The sequence below is a fragment of the Micromonospora sp. AMSO31t genome, assembly GCF_008868175.1.
Lineage (GTDB): Bacteria > Actinomycetota > Actinomycetes > Mycobacteriales > Micromonosporaceae > Micromonospora.
Genome location: NZ_WBKT01000156.1, coordinates 1 through 13,687 on the forward strand (window position 1 = coordinate 1; position 13,687 = coordinate 13,687).

15 protein-coding genes are annotated in these 13,687 nt (G+C 75.5%); 8 read left to right on the top strand and 7 right to left on the bottom strand.

The window, feature by feature from the left end; all coding sequences use genetic code 11:
• Both F8274_RS25235 and F8274_RS25240 read left to right on the top strand, forming a co-directional pair.
• Positions 1-696 (top strand): glycosyltransferase (locus F8274_RS25235; protein ID WP_151464856.1); only part of this gene is annotated, 696 nt, incomplete at its 5' end.
• Positions 697-745: 49 nt separating this feature from the next.
• Entirely contained in the window at positions 746-1,909 is a 1,164-nt protein-coding gene (locus tag F8274_RS25240) for a low temperature requirement protein A (RefSeq protein ID WP_225853966.1), read from the top strand.
• Here F8274_RS25240 and F8274_RS25245 read toward each other — a convergent pair.
• The 3 genes from F8274_RS25245 to F8274_RS25255 are packed head-to-tail and all read right to left on the bottom strand — an operon-like array spanning position 1,866 to position 5,131.
• Complete coding sequence (locus tag F8274_RS25245; RefSeq protein ID WP_151464857.1) at positions 1,866-2,729, bottom strand: alpha/beta fold hydrolase; 864 nt, start codon at positions 2,727-2,729, stop codon at positions 1,866-1,868. The two genes, F8274_RS25240 and F8274_RS25245, sit on opposite strands and share 44 nt — an antisense overlap.
• A complete protein-coding gene (locus F8274_RS25250; protein ID WP_151464858.1) occupies positions 2,726-3,619 on the bottom strand; it encodes an SDR family oxidoreductase in 894 nt (297 codons plus the stop codon). Before F8274_RS25250 ends, F8274_RS25245 begins: the two co-directional genes overlap by 4 nt.
• A gap of 15 nt (positions 3,620-3,634) precedes the next feature.
• Positions 3,635-5,131, bottom strand: a complete 1,497-nt coding sequence (locus tag F8274_RS25255) for an NAD(P)/FAD-dependent oxidoreductase (protein WP_151464859.1) — start codon at positions 5,129-5,131, stop codon at positions 3,635-3,637.
• A gap of 114 nt (positions 5,132-5,245) precedes the next feature.
• Here F8274_RS25255 and F8274_RS25260 point away from each other — a divergent pair, with 114 nt between their 5' ends.
• Positions 5,246-5,917: a TetR/AcrR family transcriptional regulator gene (locus F8274_RS25260; protein WP_151464860.1), complete on the top strand. Its 672-nt coding sequence runs from the start codon at positions 5,246-5,248 to the stop codon at positions 5,915-5,917.
• Here F8274_RS25260 and F8274_RS25265 read toward each other — a convergent pair.
• Positions 5,901-6,356 (bottom strand): hypothetical protein, encoded by a 456-nt coding sequence (locus F8274_RS25265; RefSeq protein ID WP_151464861.1) that lies wholly within the window; start codon positions 6,354-6,356, stop codon positions 5,901-5,903. The genes F8274_RS25260 and F8274_RS25265 overlap by 17 nt on opposite strands.
• Positions 6,356-6,832 carry a hypothetical protein gene (locus F8274_RS25270; RefSeq protein WP_151464862.1) on the bottom strand — a complete coding sequence of 159 codons (477 nt, stop codon included), beginning with the start codon at positions 6,830-6,832 and terminating at the stop codon, positions 6,356-6,358. Before F8274_RS25270 ends, F8274_RS25265 begins: the two co-directional genes overlap by 1 nt.
• A gap of 44 nt (positions 6,833-6,876) precedes the next feature.
• Between F8274_RS25270 and F8274_RS25275 the strand changes: the two genes are divergently transcribed.
• Entirely contained in the window at positions 6,877-7,881 is a 1,005-nt protein-coding gene (locus tag F8274_RS25275; protein WP_151464863.1) for a YafY family protein, read from the top strand.
• On the opposite strand, the gene F8274_RS25280 is transcribed toward F8274_RS25275, so the two are convergent.
• Entirely contained in the window at positions 7,852-9,327 is a 1,476-nt protein-coding gene (locus tag F8274_RS25280) for a PLP-dependent aminotransferase family protein (protein ID WP_151464864.1), read from the bottom strand. The genes F8274_RS25275 and F8274_RS25280 overlap by 30 nt on opposite strands.
• A gap of 28 nt (positions 9,328-9,355) precedes the next feature.
• Between F8274_RS25280 and F8274_RS25285 the strand changes: the two genes are divergently transcribed.
• Genes F8274_RS25285 through F8274_RS25295 form a run of 3 tightly spaced genes read left to right on the top strand, consistent with a single transcriptional unit; the run spans position 9,356 to position 11,153 of the window.
• Positions 9,356-9,967 carry a LysE family translocator gene (locus tag F8274_RS25285; RefSeq protein WP_151464865.1) on the top strand — a complete coding sequence of 204 codons (612 nt, stop codon included), beginning with the start codon at positions 9,356-9,358 and terminating at the stop codon, positions 9,965-9,967.
• Positions 9,968-9,976: 9 nt separating this feature from the next.
• The gene (locus F8274_RS25290) at positions 9,977-10,717 is read left to right on the top strand and encodes a B3/4 domain-containing protein (protein ID WP_151464866.1); all 741 of its coding nucleotides are present in this window, start codon (positions 9,977-9,979) and stop codon (positions 10,715-10,717) included.
• Between the two features lie 7 nt (positions 10,718-10,724).
• Entirely contained in the window at positions 10,725-11,153 is a 429-nt protein-coding gene (locus F8274_RS25295) for an archease (RefSeq protein ID WP_151464867.1), read from the top strand.
• A 5-nt stretch (positions 11,154-11,158) separates the two neighbouring features.
• Here the strand turns inward: F8274_RS25295 and F8274_RS25300 are convergent, their stop codons facing one another.
• Positions 11,159-12,577, bottom strand: coding sequence for an RtcB family protein (locus F8274_RS25300; RefSeq protein ID WP_151464868.1), 1,419 nt, complete (start codon positions 12,575-12,577; stop codon positions 11,159-11,161).
• Between the two features lie 74 nt (positions 12,578-12,651).
• On the opposite strand from F8274_RS25300, the gene F8274_RS25305 reads away from it, so the two are divergent.
• Positions 12,652-13,458, top strand: coding sequence for an SDR family oxidoreductase (locus F8274_RS25305; RefSeq protein ID WP_151464869.1), 807 nt, complete (start codon positions 12,652-12,654; stop codon positions 13,456-13,458).
• Positions 13,459-13,687: the final 229 nt, after the last annotated feature.

The following is a 13,687-nucleotide window of genomic DNA, read 5'->3' on the forward strand; positions in this document are numbered from 1 at the left end:
GTGGGGGTGGGGCTGGCCCGCACGCCGTACGTCGCGTTCGCCGACGACGACTCCTACTGGGCGCCGGGCGCGCTCGACCGGGCCGCCGCGCTGCTGCGCCGGCACCCGCGTACCGCGCTGCTCACCGGGGAGGTGCGGGTCGGCGCGGCCGCCCGGCGGGACCCGGTCTCGGCCGCGATGGCCCGGGCGCCGCTGGGCAGGGAGCCGGACGCGCCGGGTCCGACCGTTCTGGGCTTCCTGGCCTGTGCCGTGGTGCTGCGGCGCGACGCGTACCGGCAGGTCGGCGGCTTCGCCGAGCGGCTCGGCACGTACGGCGAGGAGGCGCTGCTGGCCATGGACCTGGCCGCCGCGGGCTGGAACCTCGCGTACGTGCCGGAACTGGTGGCCCACCACCTGCCGGTGCCGGACGGCCGGGACCCGAGCGCCCGCCGGCGGGTGGAGGCGCGCAACCGGGTGCTCACGGCGGCGCTGCGCCGGCCCGCGCCGGTGCTGCGCGAGGTGGTCGCCCACGCCTGGCGCGATCCGGCCGGGCGGGCCGGCCTGCGCGACGCGGCCCGGCAGGCCGGCTGGGTCCTGCGGCACCGGCGGCGGCTGCCCGCGGGCCTGGAGGCCGCCCTCGTCACGCTGTCCCGCGCCGACGCCGCGCCGCCTCTTTCCGCCGGAGTTCCCCAGGCGGCGGGGCCCGTGGCGGCCTGACCTGGTTATCGTGTGGTGCAGCTGACCGGCCGTCGGCGAGGAGCACCGGGTGAAGAACAGCGCGTCCGTCCGCGCCTGGTACCGGCCCATGCGGGCGCGCCGGCGCGACGAGGAGCACCGCTCGGCCACCCCGCTGGAGCTCTTCTTCGACCTGTGTTTCGTGGTCGCGGTGGCGCTGACCTCGGAGGGCCTGCACCACGACGTCGCGGACGGGCACGTCGGGCACGGCCTGGTCAGCTACCTGAGCGTCTTCTTCGCGATCTGGTGGGCCTGGGTGAACTTCACCTGGTTCGCCTCCGCCTACGACACCGACGACGACGTCTACCGGCTGACGGCGCTGGTGCAGATCGCCGGGGCGCTGATCCTCGCCTCCGGCGTGCCGCGCGCCTTCGGCGACGCGGACTTCACCACGATCACCTACGGGTACGTCGTGATGCGGCTGGCCTCCATGGTGAACTGGCTGCGGGCGGCCGCCGGCGACCCGGCGCACCGGGCCACCGCCCTGACGTTCGCGATCGGCGTGAGCGTGGTGCAGGCCGGCTGGCTGCTCCGGCTCCTCCTGCCGCACGCCTGGATGGCGCCCGCGTTCGTGCTGCTGGTCGCCGCCGACCTGCTGGTGCCGGTGCTGGGCGAACGGCTCCGGCAGACCACCTGGCACCCGCAGCACATCGCCGAGCGGTACCAGCTGTTCACCCTCATCGTGCTCGGCGAGGTGGTGTTCTCCACGTCGGTGGCGATCCAGCGCGGGGTGGACGCGGGCAACGGGCAGCTGTGGTCGCTGGCCGCCGCCGGCACCCTGATCGTCTTCGCGATCTGGTGGCTCTACTTCGACCGGCCCGACCCGCTGCCGCCCGGGTCGGTGCGCGGCGCGCTCTTCTGGGGCTACGGCCACTACTTCGCGTTCAGCTCGATCGCCGCGGTCGGCGCCGGGCTGGCCGTGGCGGTCGACCACGACCTGCACGCCGGGCACGTCTCCGGTCGGGTGGCCGGCTACGCGGTCGCCGCGCCGGTCGCCGTGTTCCTGGTCGCCCTCTGGGCCCTGCACCTGCCCGCCAAGCGCGGGCCCGGGCTGGTGCTGTTCCCCGGCGCGGCGGCGCTCGTGCTGGTGACGCCGTGGCTGTTCGCGCCGGTCGACCTGATCGCCGGGGTGCTGGTCGTCCTCGTGGCCGTCACGCTGGTCCTGCGGCACCGGACGGCGACCAGAATCCCCTGACCAGGGCGGCGAACTCCGCGGCCTGCTCGATCTGCGGCATGTGCCCGGTGTCGCGGAACAGGTGGCCCTGCGACCGCGGCAGCCGGGACCGCGCGTACGACAGGTGGGCGGCGGGCAGGATCAGGTCCCGGTCGCCCCAGACCACCAGGGTGGGCAGGTCGAGCGCGGCCACCGCGTCGAGCAGCTCGGCGCGCCACTCGGGGCGTACCCCGCGCCAGGTGCCGAGGCTGCGGACCAGCTCCAGCATCACCCGGGCGGCGTGCGGCTGCCGGGCCGCCGCCAGGGCGGTGGCGATCCGCGCCTCGGTGACGTACGCCGGGTCGTGGAAGATCGCCCGCTCGGTGCGGCGGGCGATCGCCGGGTGCGGGCGCAGCAGCAGGCGGGCGAGGGGCCGCACGGCGAGCAGTCGCAGCGCGGCGGTCACCTCCCGGCCGAAGCCGGCGCTGTTGACCAGCACCAGGCTGGCCGCCCGCTCCGGCGCGTCGGCGGCGAGCCGCATGGCCACCGCCCCGCCCATCGAGTTGCCGACCAGGTGCGCCGGGCCGGTGACGCCGGCGGCGTCGAGGAACCCGGCGACGGCCGTGGCCAGGGTCGGCAACGTGTGCCGGTCGTCCAGCGGCGCCGAGCCGCCGTGCCCGGGCAGGTCCATGGCCAGCACCCGGTGATCGCGGGCCAGGGCCTCCTGCACGGCCGAGAAGTCCTCGAGGGTCCGGCCGATGCCGTGCACCAGCACCACCGGCGGGCCGTCGCCGGCGATCCGGCAGCGCATCCGCCGGCCGGCGACCGTCACCTCGTCGGCCGGCGGCAGGGCGAGGGTCACGCCGGCCCTCCCGGCTCGGACGGGACGGGCTCCGCGGCGGGCCGCGGGGCGGGCACCCGGGCGGGACGCGGTCGCATCCCCAGGGCAAGCACCTTCCCGTACGCGGCGGGGGCGACCCGGGCGAGCAGGTCGGGCAGCTTCGCCGACCAGCCGATCAGCACCCGGCCGCGGCGGCGCTCGACCCCGCGCAGGATCACCTCGGCGGCCTTCGCCGGGTCGATGGAGAGCAGCTTCTCGAACTGCTTGCGGCCGGCCTCGTACTCCTCGATCGAGACGCCGCTGCCCACCCGGGCGCTGGCCGCGATGCGGGTGCGGATGCCGCCCGGATGCACCGAGGTGACCCCGACGCGATCGTCGGCCAGCTCGTGCCGCAGGGCCTCGGTGAAGCCGCGCACCGCGAACTTGCTGGCCGAGTAGGCGGCCTGCCCGGCGGGCGCGATCAGGCCGAAGAGGCTGGAGACGTTGACCAGGTGGGCGCCGGGCTCGGCCTTGAGCGCGGGCAGCAGGGCGTGGGTCAGCCGCACCACGGCCCGGAAGTTGATGTCGATGACCCAGAGGAACTCGTCCAGGGTGACCTGGTCGAACCGGCCGCCCAGCGCCACGCCGGCGTTGTTGACCAGCAGCCGGACCCGGGGGTGCGCGCGGCGGATCTCGGCGGCCACCCGGTCGGTGGCATCGGCGTCGGCGAGGTCGACCAGGTGGGTCTCGATCCGCCGGTCGGGGTGGGCGGCGCGGATCGCGGCGACCACGGCGTCCAGCCGCTCGGCGTCCCGGTCGAGCAGGACCAGGTCGGTGCCCCGGCGGGCCAGCCCGTGCGCCAGCGCCTCGCCGATGCCGCTGGCCGCGCCGGTCAGCACCGCGGTGCCGCCAGGGAAGACGAAGTCACGCATGACGCTCCTCGGGGGTCAGGCGACGGGCGCGGGCCGGTCGGCGACGGTGGCGGGCGTGCCCGCGCGGGTGAACCGCACACCGGAGTCGGTGAGCCGGCCGTGCCGCATCAGCAGCACGTCGCGGGGATAGTTCTGGTGCAGCCGCCAGGGCGCCGCGGGGCCCTGCTTGGGCAGCTGGTCGACGGCGCGCAGCACGTAACCGGACTGGAGGTCGATGATCGGCACGAGGTCGTCCGAGTCCGGGGCGAGCGGGGTGACGACCTGCTGGCCGGTGTCGTCGAGGTGGCGCAGCAGCCGGCAGACGTACGTGGCGACCAGGTCGGCCTTCAGCGTCCAGGAGGCGTTGGTGTAGCCGATGGTCAGGGCGAAGTTCGGCACGCCGGAGAGCATCATGCCCTTGTAGGCGACCGTCGAGGCCAGGTCGACCTCGGCGCCGTCCACGGCCAGGGTCATCCCGCCGAGAGCGAGCAGGTTGAGGCCGGTGGCGGTGACCACGATGTCGGCGGGCAGCTCCTCGCCGGAGGTGAGCCGGATGCCCCGCTCGGTGAAGGTGTCGATGGTGTCGGTGACCACCGAGGCCGTCCCGGCGCCGAGAGCGGCGAACAGGTCCCCGTCGGGCACCACACAGAGCCGCTGGTCCCACGGGTTGTAGCGGGGCGAGAAGTGCCGGTCCAGGTCGTAGCCGACCGGGAGCTTGCCCCGTGCGGCCCGGCGGAGGAACGTCTTCACCAGGCCGGGCGCGCGCCGGCTGAGCTGGAAGTTGGCCACCCCGAGGGCGACGTTCTTCCAGCGCGTCACCGCGTACGCGGCCTTCGCCGGGAGCCAGCGCCGCGCCGCGTCGGCGAGCGGGTCGCGCGAGGGCAGCGAGATGACGTACGTGGGTGAGCGCTGGAGCATGGTGACGTGGCCGGCCCGCTCCGCCATGGCCGGGACCAGGGTGACCGCCGTGGCGCCGCTGCCGATCACCACCACCCGCTTGCCGGCGTAGTCCAGGTCCTCGGGCCAGTGCTGCGGGTGCACGAGCCGGCCGGCGTACCGCTCGACGCCCGGGAAGTCGGGCGTGTAGCCCTCGTCGTAGCGGTAGTAGCCCGAGTTGGTGAAGAGGAACCCGCAGGTCAGGACCACGTCCTCGCCGGTGTCGTCGCGGTGGGCGCGCACCGTCCAGCGGGCCGTGGCGCTGTCCCACTCGGCCCGCAGCACCCGGTGGTGGAAGCGGATGTGCTGCTGCACGCCGTGCTCGCGGGCGGTCTCCCGGACGTAGGACCGGATGGCGTCGCCGTCGGCGATCGCCTTGGGGTTCGTCCACGGCTTGAACGAGTAGCCGAGGGTGAACATGTCGGAGTCGGAGCGGATGCCCGGGTAGCGGAACAGGTCCCAGGTGCCGCCCACGGCGCCCCGGGCCTCCAGCACCGCGTACGTCTTGCCGGGGCACTGGCGTTGCAGGTGGACGGCGGCGCCGACGCCGGACAGCCCGGCGCCGACGATGAGGACGTCGACGTGGTCGGAGGCCATGACATCTCCCGTTCGGCCGGCAGTGGACCGGACACTATCCACCCCCGTCGACACCAGTCAACACCGTGTCGAGTGGAATCGACACGGTGTCGAACGGGTGTAACATCGGCCGACATGACACCCGCCCGTACGCCGACCGGCGCCGCGCCGACGCGTGGGCGGCGACCCGGCCGCTCCACCGGCGACGACCGCGAGGTGGCCATCCTCGCCACCGCCGAACGGCTGCTGCGGCAGCGCCCCTTCGGCGACATCTCCATCGACGACCTGGCCCGGGGCGCCGGCATCTCCCGGCCCACCTTCTACTTCTACTTCCCGTCCAAGGGCGCCGTGCTGCTCACCCTGCTCGACCGGGTGACCGAGGAGGCGGACGCGGCCGCGGGCGACGCCCTGGTCCGGCTCGCCGAGGACCCGCGGGCCCGCTGGCGGGAGCTGATCGCCCGGTTCCACGCCACCTTCGGCGGCCACCGGGACGTGGTGCTGGCCTGCGCCCAGGTGCGCGGCACCAACGCCGAGGTGCGCCGGCTCTGGGCCGAGGTCCTGGAGCGCTGGGTCCGCGCCGTCGAGGCGGCCATCGAGGGGGAACGCGCGCGGGGCGCGGCCCCGGACGGGCTGCCCGCCCGGGACCTCGCCATCGCGTTGAACTCCATGAACGAGCGGGTCTGGTACGCGACCTTCGCCGGGGACGGGCCGGCGGTGGCCGAGCGGGACGTGGTCGACGTGCTGCTCGACGTCTGGCTGACCGCGATCTACCGGACCACCACGCCGCCGGTCAGCCCGTCCGCGTGAAGTCCATGGTCCAGTTGGTCTCCCAGGTCTGCTCGCCGTCGGTGGAGAACGCCTGCTCCCAGCGGCAGGAGTCGGGCGTGCTCCGCGACCAGATGAACCGGCAGCGGATGGGCCGCCCCTCGTCGGTGTCGTCGGCGTAGAAGGTGCCCACGCCGTCGACGAACCGGCCGACCATCGGCGGGAGTTCCAGCACCCCACGCTTGCTGTTCATCCAGTAGATCGACCACAGCCCGGTGGCCGGGTCGAGGATGCGGACCGTCGAGCCGGAGAAGCCGCGGGTCGGGCAGCGCATCTCGTCGAAGCTGCCGGCGCCGTCGAAGAACGTGCGGGCCACCGAGGTGCCCGGGAACTCGTCCCAGTCGTCGCTGCCGACGTGCCGCTCGCGCAGCCGCCGGTTCGTCACGTCCCAGGTGCCCACGAAGAAGTCGAAGTCGCCCATCAGATGCCCACCGGCCCCTCGGCGCGGCTGTCGGCCAGGTAGCCGGCCACGTCGGGCCGGTCGGGGGCGAGGACGTGCCGGACCCAGGCGGCCCGCTCGTGCTCCAGCACACCCAGCTCCCAGACGCAGCCGACGCCGGGGCGCTCCAGCGGGACGAAGTGCGCCGGGTCGTCGTCCGGGCAGTCCAGCGCGGGCTGGCCGGCGATCGCGGTCCGGCACTCCACCACGTTGTCGAAGAACCAGCTGTACGCCAGCAGGTACGCGCCGGTGTCCGCGCCTCGGTGCAGCACCACCCAGGTCGCCGGCGGGGTGTCGCCGTCCGGGCCGGGGAGCAGCTTCGGCAGGTACGCGTAGGCGGCGTCGACGACCTCCGGTTCGAGGCGGCGGTCCGGCTGGTCGATGTGGTAGCGCTTGACGTGCCGGCCGGCGACCTCGACGGTGCCCGGCACGGTCAGTTCCTTGTTCTGGAATGCCATGCCGGGACGGTAGGCCCACTCCCCTGACAGCTAGTGTCAGTGGAATGCGGGCCAGTCGTCTCCTGTCCATCCTGCTGCTGCTCCAGGCCCACGGCCGGCTCACCGCCGCCGAGCTGGCCCGCCGGCTGGAGGTGTCGGTCCGCACCGTCTACCGGGACGTCGAGTCGCTGCACGCCGCCGGCATCCCGCTCTACGGCGAGGCCGGGCACGCCGGCGGCTACCGGCTCGTGGACGGCTGGCGGACCCGACTGACCGGGCTCACCGCCGAGGAGGCCGACCGGCTGCTGTTCGCCGGGCTGCCCGGACCGGCCGCCGAGCTGGGCTACGAGTCGGTGGTCGCCACCCTGCAACTCAAGCTGCGCGCCGCGCTGCCGCCGCCGCTCGCCGACCGGGCCGCCCGGCTCGAGCAACGGTTCCACCTGGACACCCCCGGCTGGTACTCCGACGGCGACCCGTCGCCGTACCTGGCCGCCGCGGCCGAGGCGGTGTGGCGGGAGCACCGGATCCGGGTCCGCTACCGCAGCTGGAGCGGCGAGGTGAGCCGGGTCCTCGAACCGTACGGCCTGGTGCTCAAGGGCGGCCGCTGGTACGTGGTGGCGGGCCGCCCGGACCGGGCCGAGGCGGCGACCTACCGGGTCAACCAGATCCTCGACCTGACCCCGCTGGACGAGCCGTTCGACCGGCCCGAGTTCGACCTGCCGGCCTGGTGGCGGGCACACGTGGTCGCCTTCCGGGCCCGGCTGCACCGCGACGAGGCGACCATCCGGCTCTCGCCGGCCGGCCGGGAGCGGCTGCGCGAGGTCGCCAGCGACGCGGTGGTCGGGGCGGTGGACGCCAGCGCCGGCCCGCCCGACGCGGCGGGTTGGGTGCGGGCCGTCGTACCCATCGAGTCGCTCACCCACGCGCACGGCGACCTGCTGCGGCTCGGCGCCGAGGTGGAGGTCCTCTCCCCCGCCGCCCTGCGCGACCGCCTGGCCGAGACGGCCACCGCCCTCGCCGCCCTCTACCACCCGCCCGCGTCAGCGCAGGTCGCACAGGGCGGCGCCTAGGGTGGCCAGCGCGCGGTCGAGGTCCGACGGCGGGTTGGCGGCGTAGCCGAGGACCAGGCCGGGCGGTTGCGGTAGCTGGGCGTGCCAGGAGAGGGGTTGGACCTTGACGCCCTGGCGCAGCGCCGCCGCGGCCAGCGCGGTGTCGTCGACCTCGCCGGGCAGGGTGACCAGCAGGTGCAGGCCGGCCGCGGCGCCGTGCACCACGGCACCGGGCAGGTGCTCGCGGATCGCCCGGATCATCGCGTCCCGGCGCCGGACGTGCCGGCGGCGCAGCAGCCGCAGGTGGCGTTCCAGCGCGCCGGAGTCCATCAGCTCGGCCAGCACGAGCTGCGGCAGGGCGGCGTTGCCGAGGTCGGCCATCCGCTTGGCGGCCACCAGGTCGTCGTGCCACCGGGCCGGCACCAGCACCCAGCCGATCCGCAGCGCCGGTGCGAGCAGCTTGGACACGCTGCCGGTGTAGCAGACCCGGTCCGGCAGCATCCCGCGCAGCGCCGGCACCGGCGGGCGGTCGTAGCGGTGCTCGGCGTCGTAGTCGTCCTCGATGACCAGTCCGCCGCTCCGGGCCCAGCGCAGCAGCCGGCGGCGCCGGTCGCCGTCGAGCACCACCCCCGTCGGGAACTGGTGCGCCGGCGTGAGCATCACGGCCGGGGCCGCGCTGGCCTCCAGCCGGTCGACCCGCAGGCCGTCGGTGTCGACCGGCACCGGCGGGGTGTCCAGCCGCCAGTTGTTCAGGTGCTGGCGTACGCCGAGCGAGCCGGGATCCTCCACGGCCACCGTGTGCACCCCGTCGGCGTGCAGCACCTGGGCGAGCAGGCCGAGCGCCTGGGACACCCCCGCCACGACCACCACCTCGGCCGGGTCCACCCGGATGCCGCGGTTGCGGGCCAGCCAGGTGGCGATCGCGAGCCGCAGCGCGGGAGTGCCGGTCGGGTCGCCGTACCCAAAGGCGGCGGGCACCAGGCGGTGCAGCACGGCGCGTTCGGCGCGCAGCCAGGCCGCGCGGGGAAAGGCCGCCAGGTCGGGTACGCCGGGCGTCAGGTCCAGCTCCGCCGGAGCGTGGCGCAGCGCGTCGAAGACGGCGGTGTCCGGCCGCGCGGCGAACACCTCCGGTGGGCGGCGGGGCGCCGGCGCGCGGGTGACCACGGCGGCCGGGGTGGCCACCACGACGGTGCCGGCCCGGCCCCGCCCGGCCACGTGCCCGTCCTCGGTCAGCCGCTGGTACGCCTCGGTCACCACGCCCCGGGACACGCCCAGCTCGGCGGCGAGCACCCGGCTGGCCGGCAGCCGGGCGCCCACCGGCACCCGGCCGTCGGCGATCGCGGCCCGCAGCCGGGCGGCCAGCCAGTCGGCCCGCCCGCCGGGCGGGGCCTCCCCGACGTCGAGCTGGAGGAAATCGGCACCCGCCGTTATGGACCCCTCTGCTGTCAACGGTTTGGCCCTGTCCATCGGACCATTATGGTCGCAGGCTGGACCGGTGACTATCGCCTTCCTGCTGACCACGCTCGTCGTGGTGATCACCCCGGGCACCGGGGTGGTCTACACCCTCGCCACCGGCCTCTCCGCCGGGCGGCGGGCCGGCCTGGTGGCCGCCGCCGGCTGCACCCTGGCCCTCGTCCCGCATCTGGTCGCCGCGGTGACCGGGCTGGCGGCCCTGCTCCGCGCCGGGACCCCGGCGTTCCGCGTGGTCACTTGGCTGGGCGTGGCGTACCTGCTCTGGATGGCGTGGGCGGCGCTGCGCGACCGCGGTCCGCTGCCGGTGGACGAGCACCGCACGCCGCGACCGGCCGGCCGGCTGTTCCGGGACGGGGTGCTGATGAACCTGCTCAACCCCAAGGTCACCGTCTTCTTCGTCGCGTTCCTGCCGCAGTTCGTCCCGCCGGACGCGCCGGACGCGCCGGCCCGGATGCTGCTCTGCGGCGTGGTGTTCATGGTGGCCACCCTGGTGGTCTTCGCCGGGTACGCGCTGCTGGCCGGCGCGCTGCGCCGCCGGGTGCTGGCCCGACCCCGGCTGACCGCGCTGCTGCGGCACGGCTTCGCCGGCAGCTTCCTCGCCCTGGGCCTCGGCCTGGCCCTCACCGCCCGATAGGAGTCACCCGTGCGCTTCCGGCACTCCCCGCAGGTCTGGTCGACCTTTCCCGAGCTGACCTGCGGCGTCCTGCACGCCACCGGCATCACCCCCGGCGTCGACGTCACCCCGCGGCTCGCCCGGTACGCCGACACCGCCCGCGCCCGCCTCGCCGGCGGGCCGGAGGGCGGCTTCCCGGAGATCCAGGCGTGGCGGCGGGCCTTCGCCCGGATGGGTTCGCCGCCGACCCGCTACCGGTGCGCCGCCGAGTCGCTGCTGCGCCGCTTCCGCCGCGACGGGGCGCTGCCCCGGCTGCACCCGCTGGTCGACCTGGGCAACGCCCTGTCCCTCGGGTACGCCGTGCCGGTGGCCGTGCTGGACCTCGCGCGGATCGCCGGGGACCTGACGGTGCGCCCGGCCACCGGCGCGGAGACCTACCTGACCCTCGGCGGGGACGAGGAGCACCCCGAGCCGGGTGAGCTGGTCTTCGCCGACGCGGCCGGCCGGGCCCACTCCCGGCGCTGGACGCACCGGCAGAGCGGCGCGTCGGCGGTGCGCGCGGAGACCGCCGAGGTGCTGGTGGTGATCGAGGCGATGCACGAGGACGGACCGGTGGTCGTGCCCCGGATGCTCGCGGAGCTGGCCGCCGCGCTGGCCGGGGAATGGACCGCGCCGACCCGGACGGCGGTGCTCACCGCCGCGGCGCCCGACTTCGTGGTGTCCGAGCGAACCGGCGCAGCCGCCACCGGCCCCGGACCGGGGGCGGCATGATCGGGGCATGGAGCGACGACCGGCCCGCGGGCACCGGAACATCCCGCACACCGCCGACGTCCGCATCGAGGCCTGGGCGCCGGACCGGGAGGGCTGCGTGGCCGAGGCGGTCACCGCGCTGGTGGACACCTTCGTGGACACCACCGGAGCGGTCGCCGACGGGGAGACCGCGTTCCGGGTGCCACCGGGCGCCGACGCGGACCTGCTGGTCGGCGTCCTCGACGAGGTGATCTTCCGGCTGGAGACGGAGGCCGCGCTGCCGCTGGAGACCGAGGTGCGGGCGGCCGGCGACGGCGGCCTGGCGGTGCGCTGGCGGACCGCCGGCACCGACGCGGTCGAGCTGGTCGGCGCGGTTCCCAAGGCGGTGTCCCTGCACGAGCTGCGCTTCGCCGCCGAGCCCGACGGCTGGCGCTGCGCGGTGACGCTGGACGTGTGAGCGGCTCAGCCCTTCACCACGCCGAGCGGCACGAGCCGGGCCACCTTCCGGCACAGGCCGGCCCCCTCGGCCGCCGCCACCACGGCCGTCACGTCCTTGTACGCGGCCGGCATCTCCTCGGCCAGCCCGCGCCGGCTCGCGCCCCGCACCGCGATGTCCTGCGCCTCCAGCTCGCGGCGCGGGTCGTGCCCACGCTCCGCCTTCGTGGCCTGCTTGCGGCTCTGCACCCGGCCCGCCCCGTGGCAGGTGGACGCCCAGGCCGGTGAGCCGGCCACGCCGGTGAGCACGTAGGAGCCGGTGCCCATGGAGCCGGGGATGAGGACCGGCTGCCCGGCCGGGCGCAGGTCGTCGGGCAGCTCGGGGTGCCCCGGCGGGAGGGCCCGGGTGGCGCCCTTGCGGTGCACGCAGAGCGGGCGCGGTGACCCGTCGACCTCGTGCGTCTCGATCTTGGCGAGGTTGTGCGAGATGTCGTACACGAGGTCGAGGTCGCAGCCGGTGACCCGGGCGAAGACCTGGCGGGCGGCGTGGGCGAGCAGCTGCCGGTTGGCCCGGGCGTAGTTGGCCGCGGCGGCCATCGCCCCCAGGTAGGCCCGGCCCTCGTGGGACGAGACGGGCGCGCAGGCCAGCTGCCGGTCGGGCACGTGGATGCCGTGCCGGGGCATCACCTTCTCCATCTCCCGGACGTAGTCCGTGCAGATCTGGTGACCCAGCCCCCGCGAACCGCAGTGGATCATGACGCAGACCTGGCCGGCGCGCAGCCCGAAGGCCCCGGCCACCGCCTCGTCGTAGACCTCCTCCACCGCCTGCACCTCCAGGAAGTGGTTGCCGGAACCCAGGCTGCCCACCTGGCGGGCGCCGCGCTCCACGGCCCGCTCGCTCACCTGCGCCGGGTTCGCGTCGTCCACCGCGCCCCGGTCCTCGCAGCGGTCCAGGTCCCGCTGCACGCCGAAGCCCCGCTCGACCGCGTACCGGGAGCCGCCGCGGAGCACCGCGTCGAGCTCGGCCCGGTCGGTCAGGTGCCACACAGCGCCCTTGCCCATGCCGCGCGGGGTGGACTCGCTCAGGCCGTCCATGACGGCGTCCAGCCGTGGCCGCAGCCCGGCCCGGTCCAGGTCGGCGGTGAGCAGCCGCACCCCGCAGGAGATGTCGAAGCCGACCCCGCCGGGCGAGACCACTCCCCCGTCCTCGACGGCCGTGGCAGCGACCCCGCCGATCGGGAAGCCGTAGCCCCAGTGCACGTCCGGCATGGCGTAGGAGGCGCCGACGATGCCGGGCAGGGTGGCCACGTTCGCCACCTGCTCCAGCGACTTGTCCGCCCCGGCGTCCGGCAGCAGCGCGCGGGAGGCGAAGACCACGCCCGGCACCCGCATCGGCTCGTGCCGGTCGATCCGGAACCGGTACGGCGACTCCTCGACCAGGTCCATCCGGCCCGGCTACCCCGGCCGGGACCGGTTACACCCGTCTGGTTCAGCCCGCCCGATCCGGGTAGTGCGCCACCATGCCCCAGCGATATGAGGATTACGACAGGATCGCCGTCGTCACCGGCGCGGACTCCGGCATCGGCAAGGCGTGCGCCGTGGCGCTCGCCGAGGCCGGCTTCGACATCGGCATCACCTGGTACGGCGACCCGGACGGCGCCGAGCGCACCGCCGGCGAGGTACGCGCCACCGGCCGCCGCTGCGAGGTGGCCGAGATGGACCTGACCCGGCTGCCCGAGGGCGCCGTCGTCGTCGACGACCTGGCCGACCGGCTCGGCGGCCTCGGCGTACTGGTCAACAACGCCGGCACCGGGCTGGCCACGCCCTTCGTCGACGTGGCCTGGGAGAAGTGGCGGGAGGTGCTCGCCGTGGACCTGGACGGGCCGTTCCTCTGCTCCCAGCGGGCCGCCCGGCGGATGCGGGCAGCCGGCCGGGGCGGCCGGATCATCAGCATCACGAGCGTCCACGAGCACGCCCCGCGGGTCGGCTCGTCGGCGTACTGCGCGGCGAAGGGTGGACTGGGCCTGCTCACCAAGGTGATGGCGCAGGAACTGGCGGCCGAGGGGATCACCGTCAACGCGGTCGCCCCCGGCGAGATCGCCACCCCGATGACCGGGCAGGAGGACGTCGACCCGTTCACCCAGGAGCGCCCGGGCGTGCCGGTGGGACGGCCCGGGGACGCCCGGGAGGTGGCCGCGGTGGTGGCGCTGCTCGCCTCGCCGGCCGCCGCGTACGTGACGGGCGCGTCCTGGCCGGTGGACGGCGGGATGCTCATGATGGGTCCCCAGGCAGCGTCCCTGCCCGACGACGGGTGGCGGTCGGTGTGAGAGTGCGTGTCACACCCGCCGGCCGCCGGGGCGGAACGGTGTAACACTTCGTGACGCTGTGCGTTCACACCGTCCACTTAGGGTTCTGGTCGGTCCGGTCGCACGACGGCCGGGCCGACGCCCGGCCCCCACCCCGGGGCCCCGACGGAAGGACGACACATGCCCTTCGCCCGACGCACCGCCGCGCTGGCCCTGGCCGCCGCGCTCGGCGGCCTCGCCCTGACCGCCG

Excerpts from the sequence above, each read along its gene's own strand:
- F8274_RS25265 (WP_151464861.1), bottom strand. The coding sequence starts at position 6,356 with ATGGGCGACTTCGACTTCTTCGTGGGCACCTGGGACGTGACGAACCGG.
- F8274_RS25275 (WP_151464863.1), top strand. The coding sequence starts at position 6,877 with ATGCGGGCCAGTCGTCTCCTGTCCATCCTGCTGCTGCTCCAGGCCCAC.
- F8274_RS25305 (WP_151464869.1), top strand. The coding sequence starts at position 12,652 with ATGCCCCAGCGATATGAGGATTACGACAGGATCGCCGTCGTCACCGGC.
- F8274_RS25280 (WP_151464864.1), bottom strand. The coding sequence starts at position 9,327 with ATGGACAGGGCCAAACCGTTGACAGCAGAGGGGTCCATAACGGCGGGT.
- F8274_RS25270 (WP_151464862.1), bottom strand. The coding sequence starts at position 6,832 with ATGGCATTCCAGAACAAGGAACTGACCGTGCCGGGCACCGTCGAGGTC.
- F8274_RS25250 (WP_151464858.1), bottom strand. The coding sequence starts at position 3,619 with ATGCGTGACTTCGTCTTCCCTGGCGGCACCGCGGTGCTGACCGGCGCG.
- F8274_RS25295 (WP_151464867.1), top strand. The coding sequence starts at position 10,725 with ATGGAGCGACGACCGGCCCGCGGGCACCGGAACATCCCGCACACCGCC.
- F8274_RS25255 (WP_151464859.1), bottom strand. The coding sequence starts at position 5,131 with ATGGCCTCCGACCACGTCGACGTCCTCATCGTCGGCGCCGGGCTGTCC.
- F8274_RS25300 (WP_151464868.1), bottom strand. The coding sequence starts at position 12,577 with ATGGACCTGGTCGAGGAGTCGCCGTACCGGTTCCGGATCGACCGGCAC.
- F8274_RS25260 (WP_151464860.1), top strand. The coding sequence starts at position 5,246 with ATGACACCCGCCCGTACGCCGACCGGCGCCGCGCCGACGCGTGGGCGG.